This is a genomic window from Paenibacillus sp. FSL H7-0331, assembly GCF_001956045.1.
Genome location: NZ_MRTH01000002.1, coordinates 375,316 through 391,328 on the forward strand (window position 1 = coordinate 375,316; position 16,013 = coordinate 391,328).

Here is a 16,013-nt window from a genome sequence, read left to right on the forward strand (position 1 = left end):
GTGTAGGAATGGAAGCAACGACCATGAATCAACTAACTGTACTGCGTTATACATCACGTTTAGATATGGGTAAAGCTGTAGCCTCGGATGTTGCAGCAAAAATGAAAGAGCTGCTGGAACAGAAATCGAGTATTGCTGTCGTGTTCGCCTCTGCGCCATCGCAAAATGAGTTCCTTGACGCACTTCACGAGGACGAAAGCATCCCGTGGGAGCGGATAGTCTGCTTTCATCTGGATGAATATGTGGGTTTACCTGCCGATGCACCGCAAAGCTTCTCTTTGTTTCTAAAGGAAAAGTTGTTCAACTCCCGCAAGCCCAAACAATTTAATGTCATTAATGGTTTAAATGATCCAAAAGACGAATGCACAAGATATTCAGAATTGCTGGCCTCCCATTCAATAGATATCGCCTGCATCGGAATCGGAGAAAACGGGCATATCGCATTTAACGATCCACATGTTGCTGATTTCAATGATCCGTTAAGAGTCAAATCCGTGATGCTGGACGAAACCAGCAGAGTGCAGCAGGTCAACGATGGCTGCTTTGACGCTCTGGACAATGTCCCGGTTGAAGCAATTACGCTGACCATACCAACTATACTATCTGCATCCTCGATCTTCTGCACAGTTCCTGGTGAACGCAAAAGCAAGGCTGTTCAGGAAACATTGTATGGACCGGTTGATATACGCTACCCCGCAACAGCGCTGCGTAAGGCTGCATCCTGCCGTATTTATCTGGACGAGGAGAGCGCTTCATTATTGTAAGCCTGCTTGAGGTTTCAAGGAAAGGGAAAGGGGATGGCAGGAATGCAACTACACGTGAAAAAGAAATTTCGACTCAATTCCAGCCACTGGTTTTGTATCATTGGGCTGGCGCCGATCATCGCCTTATATGCCTATCTACGATTTATCCCGATTGTGAAAACCATGTACATCAGTTTATTTGAATGGGACCTTATTTCCACGAATAAGCCATTCGTTGGACTGGATAATTTTGTGACTTTATTCCAAAGTGAACCGTTTCTGATGGCTCTTAAAAATACGACGATCATTGCTTTCGGCATTCTCATATTCGCGGTTCCGGGCTCACTGATTATTGCGAGTATGCTCCATAAAGGGGTTCGCTTCAAAGCATGGTATGAAGCGCTTTATTTCCTGCCTGTGATCACGCCGATGGTTCCAGTGGCGGTTACCTGGAAATGGATGCTGGATTCCCAACACGGCTTGTTCAATTACTTTCTTTCCTTCTTCGGTGTGCCCCCGCAGGCGTGGCTGTTTGATCCCGTTCTGGCTGTTGTCTCTGTCATTATGATGACCGTGTGGAAAACGATAGGGTATAACATGATCATTTTCCTTGTCGGGATGACCGGAATTTCCAAGGAATATTACGAAGCGGCTGCCCTTGACGGGGCGACAGGGGTAAAGGGGTTCCGTTATATCACACTCCCACTCCTGAAGCCGATTACGGTATTTGTATCGATTATTACTTTAATCCACGGTTATAACGTGTTCAGCCAAATTTACATCCTGGCTTCTGACATCCAGGGTTCACCTGGTTATGTCGTTCGTGTACTGGTCTATGACATGATCGAAAATGCATTCCGCTACTATAAAATGGGTTATGCTTCAGCGGAAGCAGTTGTGCTGTTCCTGATTGTGCTTGTCCTGACATTGGCGCAGCTATGGCTCGCCAAGGATAATACAACTTCACGGAAGGGGGCAAAACGATGAAACGCAGAAATCAGATCATGACTGCCTTGATGATGCTATTTCTCACTCTGGGAGCGCTTATTATGGTTATTCCTTTCCTTTGGATGATATCTACAGCGTTCAAAACACCTCCTGAATTGACCATATGGCCACCGTCTTTCATACCGCATCAGTTTAATTTCGATAATTTTGCCGCGGTATTCGAAATGGCTCCCTTCCATCTGTACTTCTATAACAGCTTGCGAATGGCCGTCTTTTCCGCAGTTGCAATTGTGTTCACATCCGTTATAGCCGGATTTATATTTGCGAAGTTCAAGTATTTTGGTTTGACCTTTATCTTTTCGATATTTTTGGCCACTGCAATCATTCCTTTTGAAATTTACATGATTCCTCTGTATATGCAAATCCAGAAATTGGATATGCTTAATAAATTTAGCGGGTTGGTATTGCCGTATCTGGTAATGAGCTTCGGTATCTTCTTTATGCGACAAAATGTCATCCAGCAAATTCCCGATGAAATTCTGGAATCTGCGAAGGTGGACGGAGCGAATGAATGGCGCACTTTTTTTCAAATTGTGATGCCTTTGCTGGTCGCACCGATGAGTGCTTTAGGAATTTTCGCTTTTATCGAAGCTTGGAATGCGTTCGTATGGCCGCTGCTCGTCGTTGGCGACAAGTCGCTCTTTACAATGGAATTGGGTTTGGCTATGTTCCAATCGTCCTTCTCGATTGACATGACAGTGATGTCAGCGGGCTCACTCATTTCGGTGATTCCGATTTTAATCGTATTCATTTTCCTGCGTCGACACATCATTCAAAGCATAAGTATGACCGGCGGGAAATAAAGGCCAAACCTATTCAGGGGGTGAATCATGAAACATTTATTATCGTTTTATCAAGATCATGCCGAACAGGTTCTATTGCCCTTTTGGTTGAAGGCGATAGACCTTGAGCGAGGCGGTGTCTACACATGCTTTAATAATGAAGGAACACAATTGGTAAGCACCGATAAGTACACATGGTCTCAGGGTCGCTTTATTTGGATCCTTGCTCAAACGGCATCAATGATTGACAACAAGCTGCTCACTGGTGACGCTGAATTTTGCATGCGTAATGCTCGTAAAACCGTTGATTTTCTAAGGAGTCACGTATTTCTTGATAATGGCAACTGTGCCTATGTATTGACGGAAGATGGCGGGAAGAAGGAAGCTATTCCCGGTTTGGGATACGACATCAGCTTTTATGCAGATTGTTTTGTTGTGCTTGGGTTTGCCAAATTCGCTCACGGCTCCAGAGATGCCGGGGTGCTGCAGGATGCATTACAATTGTATCACCGTATTATAGAGCGGCTTGCACAAGGGGATGTGAGAAGCGAACCCTATCCGGTGCCTGTTGGGTATGAAGCACACTCTGTCCCGATGATCATGTTGAACGTCGTCCAGGAGCTTGCCGATGCACTTGATTCGTTCTCACACCCAGATGCACAAGCAGTTCGGGCTGATGCTGAATCTTATATGAACACGATCATGGATCGTTTCTATTCAGGCAGCGGAATCATTAGAGAGATGCTCCCAATGGATGAGGGGGATACAGATACACTGCTCACCCGGCACGTGACACCAGGGCATTCCTTGGAATCGATGTGGTTTGTTATGAATGAAGCGTTAAAAATTGGCAATCAACAGCGGGTGGATCAAGCAGCTGCCGTTATTGAACAGGCTTTTGTATTAGGTTGGGATTCGGAGTATGGAGGACTGCTGCGTTACGTAGACCGAGAAGGCGGTGAAGTGTGTGGACGCAGGACCGGCGGCAGATACGAGCAATTAGTAGGTGATACCTGGGATATGAAAATTTGGTGGCCGCATTCGGAGGCGTTGTATGCACTGCTGCTCGCTTATAAGCAAACTGGAGAGCCGCATTTTTACACCAAATATGAACAGATGCACGATTATGTATTCCGAACCTTCCCCCATCCAGATGCCGGGATTGGCGAGTGGATCCAAATTCGAGATCGGAGCGGTCAGCCGGTTCAGAAGATGGTAGCTCTGCCAGTCAAGGACCCTTATCATATTTTGCGGAATGTATTGCTAACGATTGAACTGCTTGCTGAGCAATAATTGCATGCTGTATGGGGAGGTTATTTCATTGTCTAACCGAAAAGTGGGAAGCTGTGATATAGCGGGTCAAGAGACGCATAACGAAGAACTGATGCTTGGCTGCGCCAAAGTGGATATTACCCCGCAGAAACCGCTGGCTCTAGCTGGATTTGCACATAGACAAGGTAATTATGAATCCGTCATCAGGCCTTTGAACGCCAGAATATTGTACTTCCAGCAGGGAAAGATCGGCAAGGCGCTGATCGTATCGGCCGATCTGCTGTGGTGGGGATCAGAGCGAATGGAAGGACTCAGGGGCAAGCTTCAGGAACGATTTGGATTACTGGAATCACAAATCATGTTCCACGCCACACATAATCATTCGGGACCACAAACCAGTGCGATGTATACCCCTTCGCTTGGCAAGCCGGATATCGAATATATCAGCTATCTGGAGGATTGTATTCTGGGTGGTGTGGAACAAGCTGTGCTGGAATTGGAGACTGTCTCGGTGGAACGGGGGATAGGACGGTGCGACTTATCAGTTCATCGCCGTAAAATGGTAGATGGAACGATCCGCATGGCTCCTAACCTTGAGGGACCTGTAGATCCGGATGTGAACGTTATTCGATTGTCCGCTTCGGGGGGAAGGACCAAGGGGCTTCTGGTACATTATGCATGTCATCCAACGACAACTGGAGAAAATGTGATTTCATCCGAATTTCCAGGGGTTGCGATGGAGTTGATTGAAGAAAAGCTTGGCAACGGAGCCGTATCGGCGTATTTGCAAGGCTGCTGCGCTGATGTCCGCCCTGCGCTTGTCCGGGACGGTGAATTTTATCGGGGTGGTGACGAGGAAGTATGCAGGATAGGGAGAGCGTTGGCCGACGAGGTGCTCGCTATTGTGCAGCAGCCGATGAAGAGACTGGAAGCAGGGATATTGGCTTCGAGGTCGATCAAGGTGCAGCTCCCCTTACAAGATCCACCTGCTCTGGATGATCTGCTGAATTGGGCAGGGGTGTCTGCAGCAGAGTCGGAGGCGGTTCATCAACAAGCTTTATCTAATCCGTCTGTTGATGGGGGACATGAGGATGCGGATCGTTCTACAGATGATGCTAATCCCATCAAACAGTTAATGCCAGATGCAGAAATCGTGGAAAAGTGGAGTCAATTGCTGTTAATGGATCAGCGTTATCAGCAACGTTATGTAGAGCTGGAGCTTGCATATTTACAATTGGCTGAAGGGCTTGTATTGCTGACAAGCAACGCGGAGTTTGTCGGAGCGTACGGCCTCTTCATCAAAGCCTCCTTCGGGGATACGGTGCTTCCCGTAGGCTACACTAATGGAATGATCGGGTACGTACCCACAGCTGCTCAATTATCCGAGGGCGGATATGAAGCCGTTGATTACATTTATTATTTCGGATTACCTGCACCTCTTGCACCTGAATCGGAGGCTATTATACACAGCAGTATAATCAAATTGGTTGTTCATAAATAATAAGCAGCTCCAAAACCACTAATGAAAGTGGAATTGGGGCTTTATTTGGCATGACTATTTTTATAGCTAACCGTTTTTCGAAATTGTTCGCCTTTCAGACTTAATCCGAGTACTCGCGAACAAGCTCATGACGATTAACACGATATTAAAACCCATCGTTACAACTAAACCGGATTGCATCGTCATGCCTGCAGCCTGACTGACTACAAGGATGGCACCACCGATACCAATGACCACTCCCGGTGTAAAAGAATCGGCAAATTGCAGATTCGCGGAAGTTTCGCCAGCACCTTCCTCTCCAGTATGAGCAAATGCTACCGCCCCACTAGTCGGATGTGATAATCCCATTCCAATTCCCGCGATGATTTGCCCGATTACCGCGAAAGCAACCGTTACGGTGGGAATCCAGAACACGACTGCAATACCTGCTGTAAGCAGCAGCACACCGAGCATAATCCTTCGATTACGCCCACGACCCTGATCTGCTGAATCCCAACGTCCTTGCAGATAAGCAAAGATGCACCAGCTTAGTGCGGCGCTTGCCACAATTAATCCGGCCTGAGCTGGGCTAATGCCTTTCACATCGATAAGAGCTAATACCAGGAAGTTCTGTGTGCTGACATATGCTGCGAAGAACAGCCCACGTGTTGCCAGAATAGCTGGCATACCTCTTCGGAATACGAGAGTCCCCTGTGGCAGCAGCTTTCGCAGTGGATACACCATTATCGCTAAGCCAACGATGCTTGAGACAATCCCCATCATATATGGCAGCTTGCCAAGACCAAACAAGAAGATCCCTGTACCAACCGTTAAAAATAAGGCCATCCATGTCGCGGCAGCACCGTTCCCCTCTTGAGAAGCCTGTGCCTTTAATTTTCTGAAAGCTGGCAAGCTAAGCAGTGCCGATACAATCAAGATCGGCAATATTCCCCAGAACACAAACCGCCAAGACCACTGCTCTGCAATAACACCGGCGACGTAGGGACCCAGCATGGAAGGAAGAACATAGGCTGTGCCAAATGCTCCGAGTATTTTGGCACGCAATTCATCGGGGTAGCTTAATGATATGGCTGTATACACGCAGGTCATCATAGCACCAGCACCGAGACCCTGCATCGCGCGTGCCAATATCATAACAACCATATCACTTGCAGTCGCGGCAACAACCAACCCCACGATAAACAATATAAGTGCGTATGTAAAAGGGGCTGCCGGACCTTTTCTATCTATAAGACGGCCGACAACCAAGGTACCAATAATCTGGGCCAGCAGATAAGTACTGAATATCCAACCAAACAGATGAATGCCGTTCAAATCACCTGCGATGGATGGGGCAATCGTAGTGACAGCCAAACCTTCGAATCCTACCGCCATCACTGACAAAATAATTCCAATCGATAGAGCAAAGTAACGTGGGCTGAAAATGCTTTGATGATTAGACATGAGATGTGACCTCCAAATCAATTTTTCTATGTATACACCGTATCCGGATACTTAGTAAACATATTTCTTTATAAAGTATAAGCTACAGTTTGACTTTGACTTTGTCAACATTTTTATTTAAAATGTAGGAAATGGTACAGAGCCAGTTCATAAGAAGGTGGTGCCCCAATGAGGCGGAACGAAACGAATAAGGATACTTCAACTCGAACTCGAAAAGGGATCATTGATCTTCTAAAGCAGCAGGGATCGATGGACGTCATGGCACTTGCCTCGGAATTTTCGTTGTCCGGGATGGCTATTCGTCAGCATTTAAATGCCCTGCAAGAAGAAGGTCTCGTTACAAACGAAGAAGAAGCCCGCCCCATGGGCCGGCCGGCAAAGCTGTGGCGACTTACACCCGAGGCTAATCGGTTCTTTCCAAGCGGGTATTCGGAGTTGTCAGTCAGTCTGATCGATTCAATGAGAGAGGCCTTCGGAGAAGATGGGTTGGACAAGCTGCTGGCTGTCCGCAATAAGAATATGCAAGAGCAATATCATCAACAACTTGTTAACGAATCAGGGTTAAGGGAGAAGCTGGAGAAACTGGCTGATATTCGAACAAAGGAAGGCTATATGGCTGAGGTTATGGATCAAGGCGAGGGGAGTCTTTTTTTAATTGAGAAGCATTGTCCGATTTGTGAAGCCGCTGCTGCCTGTACAGGATTATGCAAGAATGAGTTGAATCTATTCCAAACTCTGCTTGGACCTCATCTACGTGTCGAACGTGTGGAGCATTTATTATCAGGGGGAAAACGCTGTGTATACAGGATCATGGATGACGAACAAGCAGTAAGTAGCCAGGGCAGTTCTATTCTTGAAAATATAAAAAATATAGAAATTGTCCCACAGGTCTAAACTTACCACCTTCATGATACATAAATAGTGGGTGATGCTATAGCAGTTGTAAAAGCCCGAGATCAGGACATTAACTTATTGGCAAAGCTGATTAGGGCTGAAGCAGAGGGAGAAGGAGAACAAGTCATGCTGATGGTTGGAAATGATTCCGCAAATGATATATCAGCCGCATGCATTTGAAGCTACACAACATGGTTATTTTTATCAAAAAGCAAGAGAAAGAGATGTGAGGTTAGCGAAAAGATCTGTAGACGGAGAAAGACTGTGGTCAGCCGACCTCTGAAACCTGCGATAATATTTATAATACATTTTGACAAGGGGCCGAGAGGCTCCTTTTTTATCTTCATTTTTTATCGTTTAATTTAACTTCCGAGGGGGAATGATACTTGAAAAAGTTGTGAGGTGAAGCTGATGGAGGAATTAACGTCAAGTAAGAAAGTGACAATTATGATTGCCTTAATGGCAGCGATGTTTTTTGCAGCTATTAATCAAACCATTGTTGGTACTGCGATGCCGCGGATTATTGCGATTCTGGGGGGGATAGAGTATTATACCTGGGTTATTACGATCTACATGCTCACCTCTACAATCGCTACTGTTCTTGTCGGCAAGCTGTCCGATATTTACGGACGTAAACCGTTTTTGTTAACGGGTATCGTATTTTTCATTATCGGCGCATTCCTTTCCGGTACAGCATCGACGATTTTTCATTTGATTACTTATCGGGGGATTCAGGGTGTTGGCGGCGGTATATTGATGTCAGCTACAGTAACAGCTGTAGGTGATCTGTTTGCTCCACGAGAACGAGCCAAATGGACAGGCGTCATGATGGCCATATTTGGGTTTTCGAGTGTGCTGGGTCCTACGCTCGGCGGTTTTATGATCGATCATATGGCTTGGAAGTGGGTATTCTGGATTTTCCTTCCCCTCGGTTTGGTGGCTTTTGTCATGATTTGGTTCATGTTTCCCAAAACGGCCCGAGTTGAAACAGAATCGATCGATTACATGGGCTCCATATTTTTATCTTTGGCCATAGTCGCATTGCTGCTCGGATTTTCGTGGGCAGGGTCTAAATATGCCTGGAGTTCACCACAAATCCTCGGTCTTCTTTCAGCGGCTGTAGTTTGTTTAGTCATCTTGCTCCTGATTGAACGAAAAGCAAGGAGTCCGGTTATGCCGCTCGGACTGTTCAAAAACTCCATCGTGACGATTTCCAATAGCATTGGATTCCTTATGAATGCAGGCATGATGGGTGCAATGATTTACTTACCCTTTTTCGTACAAGGAGTCAAAGGGGTTTCGCCGACAAATTCCGGTTTTGTTAATATGCCCATGTCCATAAGTATGATCGTGCTTAGCACCTTATCTGGGCGATGGATATCCAAATCCGGTAAATATAAACGGTATGCGATCATAGGTATGCCTTTCCTGGTTGCAGGTATGGTCATGATGGCTTTCATGAACAGTATTACGATGGCGGTTTTCAGTATGCTTATATTTGGCATAGGGTTAGGTATAGCGATGCCGGTGTTTACCTTAACTGTACAAAATGCCGTCTCGCCTTCAGATCTCGGTGTGGCGACAGCGACCGCAACATTGTTCCGAAATTTGGGTGGAACTATTGGTATTGCGGTGATGGGTACGGTTATGAATACCACATTAAAGAATAAATTAAAAGCCGCGATGACTTCGGGACAAGGGGTCGATTTAACCAGGCTGGACCCTGCCGTAGCTTCACAGCTATCCGGTTTCTTGAATCCACAAATGCTGCTGGATCAACCGAAACTCAAAGAACTTCATAATACATTGCCTGCAGATGTTCAGCCTCTGTTTACACAGATGATAGCTATGCTGCGATCCGTGCTCAGTGATTCGTTGACCGTTGTATTTCTGTTTGGTACAGCCCTATTGGTCTTGGCTTTTATCCTGGTTCTGTTCCTGAAAGAAATTCCTCTACGGACTTCCAATGATGTGAAAAAAGAACAACCTGAAGAAGAAGAGGTAAGGACGAGAAAAGGTAAAAAAGAGCCTGCGCTTCACTAGAAGCAGCTCGTTGACACCCATATTTAACAAAATGGTTACAAAATCCGCGTAAAGCGCGGTTTTTTTACATAAAGCTCTTGCATTGCTTTTCTTGCACGTACTTTTTGGTTAATATGTATAGGGCAATGATTTTTTGAGTAAGAAAGGAAATGATTGGTTTGAACAAGAAATGCCTCATACTAACCAAAGTTTGCATCATATTCTCTGCCATCTTTACGATGCCATTACCATCGTTTGCATCCAATGATACGAACACCACCATTAAACAATTTTATGGTAGTTCCAAATCTGGCAAAGTCATTGATTTTGTTGGCGACAGCACAACGGAAACAGCCCCAGCCATGTATAAGCGTATTTCGGAGCAATATGCGGTCACAGGTGGCGCGCTTCAGGGGACAACGATTCTTAATCGCGGATCTAACGGAAATACACTGCATAACTTCGTGAATGATAAAGCGACCAACGATAATTCGCTAAGTAAGGTGATCATAGATAACGCCGATTTATATATCATTTCTTATGGGATTAATGACATACGCCGGAGTTCGACAACCGGTGCGACCAATCCCATGCAAATTAAAGCTGATCTCAAGATCGCAATTGATCGCATATTAGCCGAAACCAAAGGAAACATTTTGCTTCGGACACCGAATACGTTGTTATCTAAAAATCCTGCCGATGCTATACTGGTATCACCGATTGAAAACGCTCAGCTGTACTCCGATCAATTATGGGAGATTTATAATAGCTTTAAAGGATATAGTGATCGTGTCGATGTTCTAGACATCCCAAGTTTAATTTTTGGCAGAAAAGCCTTGCCGCAGCACCTGCTCATGTTCGATATCCTGCATCCCAATGATGCTGGTTATCAAGCGATTGCGGACGCAATTGTGGACAGAATTACGGGGGGGATGGCTGCAGGAGAATGGCATTATATGGCCTATACCCCGAAAACTTTCACTATTGAGTTGAGACAAACGACTCCCATTTATGATGATTGGCAGCCATTTAACCGAGAACCTGTTTCTTATCTGGAACCGCAAACGCTAACCGTATTGAAGGAAAAGATTGATGAAGAGAATGCCGGATGGACGTGGTATCTGGCGCAAACCTGGCTTGGAGAAAAATGGGTTCACGCTGTTCGGCCAATTGTTCGTTATAGCGATTGGTTCAATATCCATCAACCCAACAAACAAGCAACCGTGACGGTGACGAATCGAACCTTGCTGTACAATGATGCCTATACCGATACGAGTACCGGGTATTCGATTAATCCGCAATCTGTGGAGGTGCTTGATGTAGGGAATTATATGTACAAGATTAAGACTTGGTATGGAGATTTGTGGATTCCTGCGAACACAACGAATTCTCCACTAGATAACCATTATGGAAAAGTTGCAGGTACGGATGATAATAAGCTTAGAGCGGTCGACCAAATGATTCAACTCTCTGTGACTACGGCCTTGTCCGAATTGCCGACAACCTTAGCAGCAAGAAGTTTGGGCGCACTGTCACCCCAAATCGTGCGAGCATTTGAAAAAAAAGGCGATTGGTATCATATACATACAAGCTGGACAGGGGATGCGTGGCTGTACTTTCCCAATGCTGCTAATAAATCAACCTAAAAGTCAATCAGGAGGAGCCTCTTCATTAGTTTAAAGAGGCTACCTCGATTTTTTGCGGATCACCTTCGTCAAGGCATGTTTCATGGCGATTCCCGCTCGATTCCAGGAATGTTTTCGCATATCATTTCGACCCTGCTGCCCTTTTCTGCGGCAAATCGCGGGATGCTGATAAGCATATCTCATTTGTTTCTTTAAATGCCTCAGGCTGGGTTCTGCCCATAGCTGTCCACGCTGAGCGAACAAATAGCCAAAGCTTGGAGATATCGATTTCTTCATACTCCTTGCAGGTGGCTGCAGCTTATAGTCAATCAGCAACGAATTTCTGTTGTTCAGAAAGTCCATTTGTCCACCCCAGCGGGTAGCAATCACGGGTACTCCGCTGGATAATGCTTCAAGGAACGGCAGACCGACACCTTCCCCGCGTGTAGGAAGCACAAATGCATGACCTGAGGCATATAGAGCTTTCAGCTTTTGTGGACTTGTATGGCTGGTAATGAGATGTACGGGTGCTGTTCGGCCGCATTTGCATTTTTTCTTGAAGGCCTGAATACGTCTTTGAATGGATAGACCCGAGGCCTGTGAGCCAACCCCATTGGTTTTGATCACTAGAGCAACCCGGTCCTTGGGAGAGAATTCTTCCCAGTAAGCTCTTAGTAAGGTTTCAGGATTTTTACGATGTTGGAATGTAAATACAGACACAAATACGAAGGTCCCTTTCTTTACAGACAGGGGCAGCTTTCTGTTGCCAGGCTTAAAAGTTTGGGTATTCACGCCATGGGGCACGATAAATACGGGAACCTTCACACCGCTTGATCTCATCGCAGTCTTGTTCTGGACAGAAGGTACAAAGACCGCATCAAATCGATTAATGTTCGGATGCCAATTACGAGGGATTCGGGTTGTCTCCCAAACGGTATTCAGCACGATATATCGATACTGTTTACGAGCTTGTTTCAAGTTCAGCGTATGCGGTAGCCCATGATAGATTAGAATCTTCGATTTTTTACGCGCTGACGGCTTTTTGGCCAAAGCCTTAAGAACTCCATTCTTGCCTTTCGTGTATAGGAGAGGTTTGCTACGGTTCGTCGCCAATTTCACATCTACTCCTTGTCGATGCAAAGCAAGGGCATACTCCCGACTGGCAGTACCAATTCCAGTTCCTTTCAGAACAGGGCCGTTCCATATGACTTGATAATTTTTCACGGTTAACCTTCCTTTTGGAAAATAATCTCCTATATGTTCACAACCTTTAAATGCTTGCGATATCGTATGCTTGCCGGGTAACTTTGGTTAAAGAGTATGTTCATTATTCGCTTGATGTGATTGCAGGTGCGTTCATTGGAGTTCTTACTTCCATATGTGTTCATCAACTGTTCTTGCGATCGTCGTATGCTCACAAATGGTTGGGAAACGGGATCGATTATTATGACGCTCCAAAGCCACTAACTTAAGATCATCAGGAGGGGGTACATATGAATATTAAGCAGCAGCTTGCGCGTGCTTTTATTTTAAGTATTTGTTTTGCAGTATGCTTTGGCCTGATTGCTTTATTGATCCATGATCGTCGATTGGATGCTTTTGATCAAACCATTATCCAATGGGTTCAATCACTGGAATCATCAGGTTTAACGCTTATAATGAAGGGTTTCACCACCATTGGTTCAGGATTGGTCATAGCCATTTTGGTTCCTCTTGTTGCTGTAATTTTATATTTTGTGCTGGGGCATCGAAGGGAACTATACTTTTTCATCGGTGTCATTATTGGCTCAACCTTATTAAATGAGGTTTTGAAAATCATTTTTCATCGGGCGCGGCCGACGATTCATCGTATTATTGATGCAGCCGGATACAGCTTCCCAAGTGGACATTCGATGGCGGCGTTTACACTGTATGGTGTCGTTGCTTTTCTTTTATGGAGACATGTTTCGGATGCATTTAATCGCAGTATGTTGATCCTATTCAGCTTGCTGATGATTCTAATGATCGGTATAAGCCGCATTTATTTAGGTGTGCATTATCCCAGCGATGTACTGGGTGGATACATGGCCAGCGGCACCTGGCTTACAGCGGCCATTTGGTTTTTTCATAAATATGGCTATGCAGCGGTGGCTACTAAAGTGCGTGCTTCATGAAATTCTACCTACACGCAGCCTACCTCCGAAAAGATTGAGCTGCATGTAGGACTCTATCTTGTAAATATCCATGACAACAGAAAAACTGCCCGTAGGCAGTTTTATTTGGAAATATTAAACTTTTTGTTATCCAGGCTGATGGTTAAACCAAGCTGCTCAACAGCGTATTCCCACGTCATCGGGAAGTAGGTAACATCATTTAGTACAAGCAAGGGGTACTCTTCGGATGCATTATCGATCCAGACATCGTTAACAAAAATATTAAAATCCGGCAATTTCGCATACAGCTTGGAATCGGGAACACCCGAATCGGCATTAAGCTTAGCTGCTTTATTGGAGGTTTTTCTAATCGCAAAGCCAACTGTCGCATCCCATTTGGTTTCCAAGCCAAGAGCTTGTGTGTAGTTCCAGGTCATCGGAAAGTATGTAATATCTTTATACTCGAATACCGGAAATTTGGATGTCGAGTTGGTGACCTGCTGCCCGTTTACAAATATCGTATAGGAAGGAAGATTCACCTTTACAGTTCCTTTAGGAATAACCTCTTTGGGCGGAGCGGCAGCTGGAGCAGGAGTAGGGGCAGGTTTGGAAGCGCTTGACGATGAACCATTGTTCGAAGAGCTGGAGCTGTTAGAGCTGCCCCCATTGTGATAGTGGTATTCGCCATATTTCAATCCCCACTTTTCACAGTTGGTTTTACAGGTGTGACCTCCATTGCTATCGGTTCTGCCTGGATGTGCTGCAGCGAATGAAGATAAGGACAGGCTAAGGATTAAGGTCGAAATGAGTATTTTGGTTGCTTTCATCGTAAAATCCTCCTGATATAGTTCTATAGACTCATAAGAGTCTACCATATATAGGATTAATAGACAATTGTTATTCATATAAAAAGGGATCGTGCGTTCAAACCGTATATATCACACACTACGATTTGAACGCACGATCCCTTATGACGGAGCAGTTTAGAACACCTTGGTTGTCCACGATTCACAATTCCATGTTTCCGTGACGACATCACGATAAAATTCAGGTTCGTGAGAAATCAGCAGGATGCTGCCTTTGTAGGCCTTCAGAGCACGCTTCAGCTCATCCTTGGCATCAACATCGAGGTGGTTCGTCGGCTCATCGAGCACGAGCAGATTGGTTTCGCGATTGATCAGCTTGCAAAGGCGAACCTTTGCCTTTTCGCCCCCACTGAGGACGACAATTTTGCTCTCGATATGTTTGGTCGTGAGCCCGCACTTGGCCAGCGCTGCACGCACTTCGAATTGGGAATAGGAAGGGAATTCCTTCCACACCTCTTCGATACAAGTATTATAGTTGGCATCCTTCATTTCCTGCTCGAAGTAGCCGATATTCAGATTTTCACCCAGCCTTACCGTTCCGGACAGAGCTTGAATCTCACCCAGGATACTCCGCAGTAGTGTCGTTTTACCGATACCGTTCGCACCTACTAGTGCAATTTTTTGACCGCGCTCCATACGAAGGTTGAGTGGTCTGGATAAGGGACTGTCATAACCGATGATGAGATCCGTTGCTTCGAAAATCAACTTACCAGACGTTCTTGCGTCCTTGAAGTTAAATTGCGGCTTTGGTTTTTCCTTGGCGATTTCGATGATTTCCATCTTATCGAGCTTCTTTTGTCTGGACATCGCCATGTTTCGCGTTGCGACACTAGCTTTGTTACGAGCGACGAAGTCCTTTAATTCGGCAATTTCCTGCTGCTGACGCTTATGTGCGGATTCAAGCTGCTGTTTTTTCATTTCGTGGACCTGCTGGAAATAATCGTAATCGCCAACATAGCGGTTTAACTCTTGATTTTCCATATGATAGATCAGGTTAATGACGCTGTTCAGGAACGGGATGTCATGTGAAATTAAAATGAATGCATTCTCATACTCCTGCAGGTAACGCTGTAACCAAATAATATGCTGCTCATCCAGATAGTTTGTCGGCTCGTCCAGGAGCAGGATATCGGGCTTTTCAAGCAGCAGCTTGGCAAGTAAAACTTTCGTACGCTGTCCGCCGCTCAGGTCATTGACGTCCTTATCCAGTCCAATATCGGTAAGCCCCAGTCCGCGTGCGGTTTCTTCGATCTTGGCATCAATCATGTAAAAATCTTGATTAGTTAATGTATCCTGAATCGTACCTACATCCTCAAGCAGCTGTTCAAGCTCTTCTGGAGATACATCGCCCATCCGGGCGTACATTTCGTTCATTTCTTGTTCCATATCGAACAGGAATTGAAAAGCTCCCTTAAGAACATCACGCATCGTAAGTCCCTTGCTGAGCACTGCATGCTGATCAAGGTAACCCACTCGCATCCGCTTGGACCATTCGACCTTGCCCTCATCCGGCTGAAGCTTTCCTGTAATAATGTTCATGAAGGTGGACTTGCCTTCACCGTTAGCACCAATAAGTCCAATGTGTTCGCCTTTAAGCAGACGGAAGGATACATCCTTGAAAATGGCGCGATCTCCAAAACCATGACTTAGTTTTTCTACGTTTAATATGCTCATCATTGACACCTTTTCTTATAAACTTTGTTCTCACTTATTATAAGCTGTAAG

At 45.4% G+C, this 16,013-nt stretch carries 13 protein-coding genes and 1 pseudogene; 10 read left to right on the top strand and 4 right to left on the bottom strand.

Translation table 11 applies throughout. The features are described from left to right. Positions 1 to 8: 8 nt before the first annotated feature. From BK127_RS04470 to BK127_RS04490, 5 genes are read left to right on the top strand one after another with little or no spacing between them, the layout of a single operon-like run. Complete coding sequence (locus BK127_RS04470; protein WP_076228789.1) at positions 9 to 764, top strand: glucosamine-6-phosphate deaminase; 756 nt, start codon at positions 9 to 11, stop codon at positions 762 to 764. Positions 765 to 818: 54 nt separating this feature from the next. Beyond that, the gene (locus BK127_RS04475; protein ID WP_218638994.1) at positions 819 to 1,730 is read left to right on the top strand and encodes a carbohydrate ABC transporter permease; all 912 of its coding nucleotides are present in this window, start codon (positions 819 to 821) and stop codon (positions 1,728 to 1,730) included. Then, a complete protein-coding gene (locus BK127_RS04480) occupies positions 1,727 to 2,554 on the top strand; it encodes a carbohydrate ABC transporter permease (RefSeq protein ID WP_076228791.1) in 828 nt (275 codons plus the stop codon). The genes BK127_RS04475 and BK127_RS04480 overlap by 4 nt, the downstream gene beginning before the upstream one ends. A 27-nt stretch (positions 2,555 to 2,581) precedes the next feature. Beyond that, positions 2,582 to 3,826 (top strand): AGE family epimerase/isomerase, encoded by a 1,245-nt coding sequence (locus tag BK127_RS04485; protein WP_076228792.1) that lies wholly within the window; start codon positions 2,582 to 2,584, stop codon positions 3,824 to 3,826. Positions 3,827 to 3,854: 28 nt separating this feature from the next. Then, positions 3,855 to 5,306 carry a neutral/alkaline non-lysosomal ceramidase N-terminal domain-containing protein gene (locus BK127_RS04490; protein WP_076228793.1) on the top strand — a complete coding sequence of 484 codons (1,452 nt, stop codon included), beginning with the start codon at positions 3,855 to 3,857 and terminating at the stop codon, positions 5,304 to 5,306. Between the two features lie 66 nt (positions 5,307 to 5,372). On the opposite strand, the gene BK127_RS04495 is transcribed toward BK127_RS04490, so the two are convergent. Next, positions 5,373 to 6,749, bottom strand: a complete 1,377-nt coding sequence (locus BK127_RS04495; protein WP_076228794.1) for an MFS transporter — start codon at positions 6,747 to 6,749, stop codon at positions 5,373 to 5,375. 168 nt (positions 6,750 to 6,917) lie between these two features. On the opposite strand from BK127_RS04495, the gene BK127_RS04500 reads away from it, so the two are divergent. From BK127_RS04500 to BK127_RS04515, 4 genes and pseudogenes are all read left to right on the top strand, one after another. Beyond that, the gene (locus BK127_RS04500; RefSeq protein WP_083689047.1) at positions 6,918 to 7,643 is read left to right on the top strand and encodes a helix-turn-helix transcriptional regulator; all 726 of its coding nucleotides are present in this window, start codon (positions 6,918 to 6,920) and stop codon (positions 7,641 to 7,643) included. Positions 7,644 to 7,682: 39 nt separating this feature from the next. Next, positions 7,683 to 7,917 (top strand): annotated as a pseudogene (locus tag BK127_RS44465) (cell wall hydrolase); the annotation flags it as partial. Between the two features lie 137 nt (positions 7,918 to 8,054). Beyond that, entirely contained in the window at positions 8,055 to 9,686 is a 1,632-nt protein-coding gene (locus BK127_RS04510) for an MDR family MFS transporter (protein ID WP_076228902.1), read from the top strand. A 158-nt stretch (positions 9,687 to 9,844) separates the two neighbouring features. Next, entirely contained in the window at positions 9,845 to 11,311 is a 1,467-nt protein-coding gene (locus tag BK127_RS04515; RefSeq protein ID WP_076228795.1) for an SGNH/GDSL hydrolase family protein, read from the top strand. A gap of 39 nt (positions 11,312 to 11,350) precedes the next feature. Here the strand turns inward: BK127_RS04515 and BK127_RS04520 are convergent, their stop codons facing one another. After that, a complete protein-coding gene (locus BK127_RS04520; protein ID WP_076228796.1) occupies positions 11,351 to 12,514 on the bottom strand; it encodes a glycosyltransferase family 4 protein in 1,164 nt (387 codons plus the stop codon). A 269-nt stretch (positions 12,515 to 12,783) separates the two neighbouring features. On the opposite strand from BK127_RS04520, the gene BK127_RS04525 reads away from it, so the two are divergent. After that, positions 12,784 to 13,443, top strand: coding sequence for a phosphatase PAP2 family protein (locus BK127_RS04525; protein WP_076228797.1), 660 nt, complete (start codon positions 12,784 to 12,786; stop codon positions 13,441 to 13,443). A 101-nt stretch (positions 13,444 to 13,544) separates the two neighbouring features. Here BK127_RS04525 and BK127_RS04530 read toward each other — a convergent pair whose 3' ends face one another. Both BK127_RS04530 and BK127_RS04535 read right to left on the bottom strand, forming a co-directional pair. After that, positions 13,545 to 14,249 carry a YHYH domain-containing protein gene (locus BK127_RS04530; protein ID WP_076228798.1) on the bottom strand — a complete coding sequence of 235 codons (705 nt, stop codon included), beginning with the start codon at positions 14,247 to 14,249 and terminating at the stop codon, positions 13,545 to 13,547. 156 nt (positions 14,250 to 14,405) lie between these two features. Further along, positions 14,406 to 15,962 carry an ABC-F family ATP-binding cassette domain-containing protein gene (locus BK127_RS04535; protein WP_076228799.1) on the bottom strand — a complete coding sequence of 519 codons (1,557 nt, stop codon included), beginning with the start codon at positions 15,960 to 15,962 and terminating at the stop codon, positions 14,406 to 14,408. Positions 15,963 to 16,013 lie beyond the last annotated feature (51 nt).

Excerpts from the sequence above, each read along its gene's own strand:
- BK127_RS04480 (WP_076228791.1), top strand. The coding sequence starts at position 1,727 with ATGAAACGCAGAAATCAGATCATGACTGCCTTGATGATGCTATTTCTC.
- BK127_RS04495 (WP_076228794.1), bottom strand. The coding sequence starts at position 6,749 with ATGTCTAATCATCAAAGCATTTTCAGCCCACGTTACTTTGCTCTATCG.
- BK127_RS04510 (WP_076228902.1), top strand. The coding sequence starts at position 8,055 with ATGGAGGAATTAACGTCAAGTAAGAAAGTGACAATTATGATTGCCTTA.
- BK127_RS04535 (WP_076228799.1), bottom strand. The coding sequence starts at position 15,962 with ATGAGCATATTAAACGTAGAAAAACTAAGTCATGGTTTTGGAGATCGC.
- BK127_RS04485 (WP_076228792.1), top strand. The coding sequence starts at position 2,582 with ATGAAACATTTATTATCGTTTTATCAAGATCATGCCGAACAGGTTCTA.
- BK127_RS04470 (WP_076228789.1), top strand. The coding sequence starts at position 9 with ATGGAAGCAACGACCATGAATCAACTAACTGTACTGCGTTATACATCA.
- BK127_RS04500 (WP_083689047.1), top strand. The coding sequence starts at position 6,918 with ATGAGGCGGAACGAAACGAATAAGGATACTTCAACTCGAACTCGAAAA.
- BK127_RS04530 (WP_076228798.1), bottom strand. The coding sequence starts at position 14,249 with ATGAAAGCAACCAAAATACTCATTTCGACCTTAATCCTTAGCCTGTCC.
- BK127_RS04525 (WP_076228797.1), top strand. The coding sequence starts at position 12,784 with ATGAATATTAAGCAGCAGCTTGCGCGTGCTTTTATTTTAAGTATTTGT.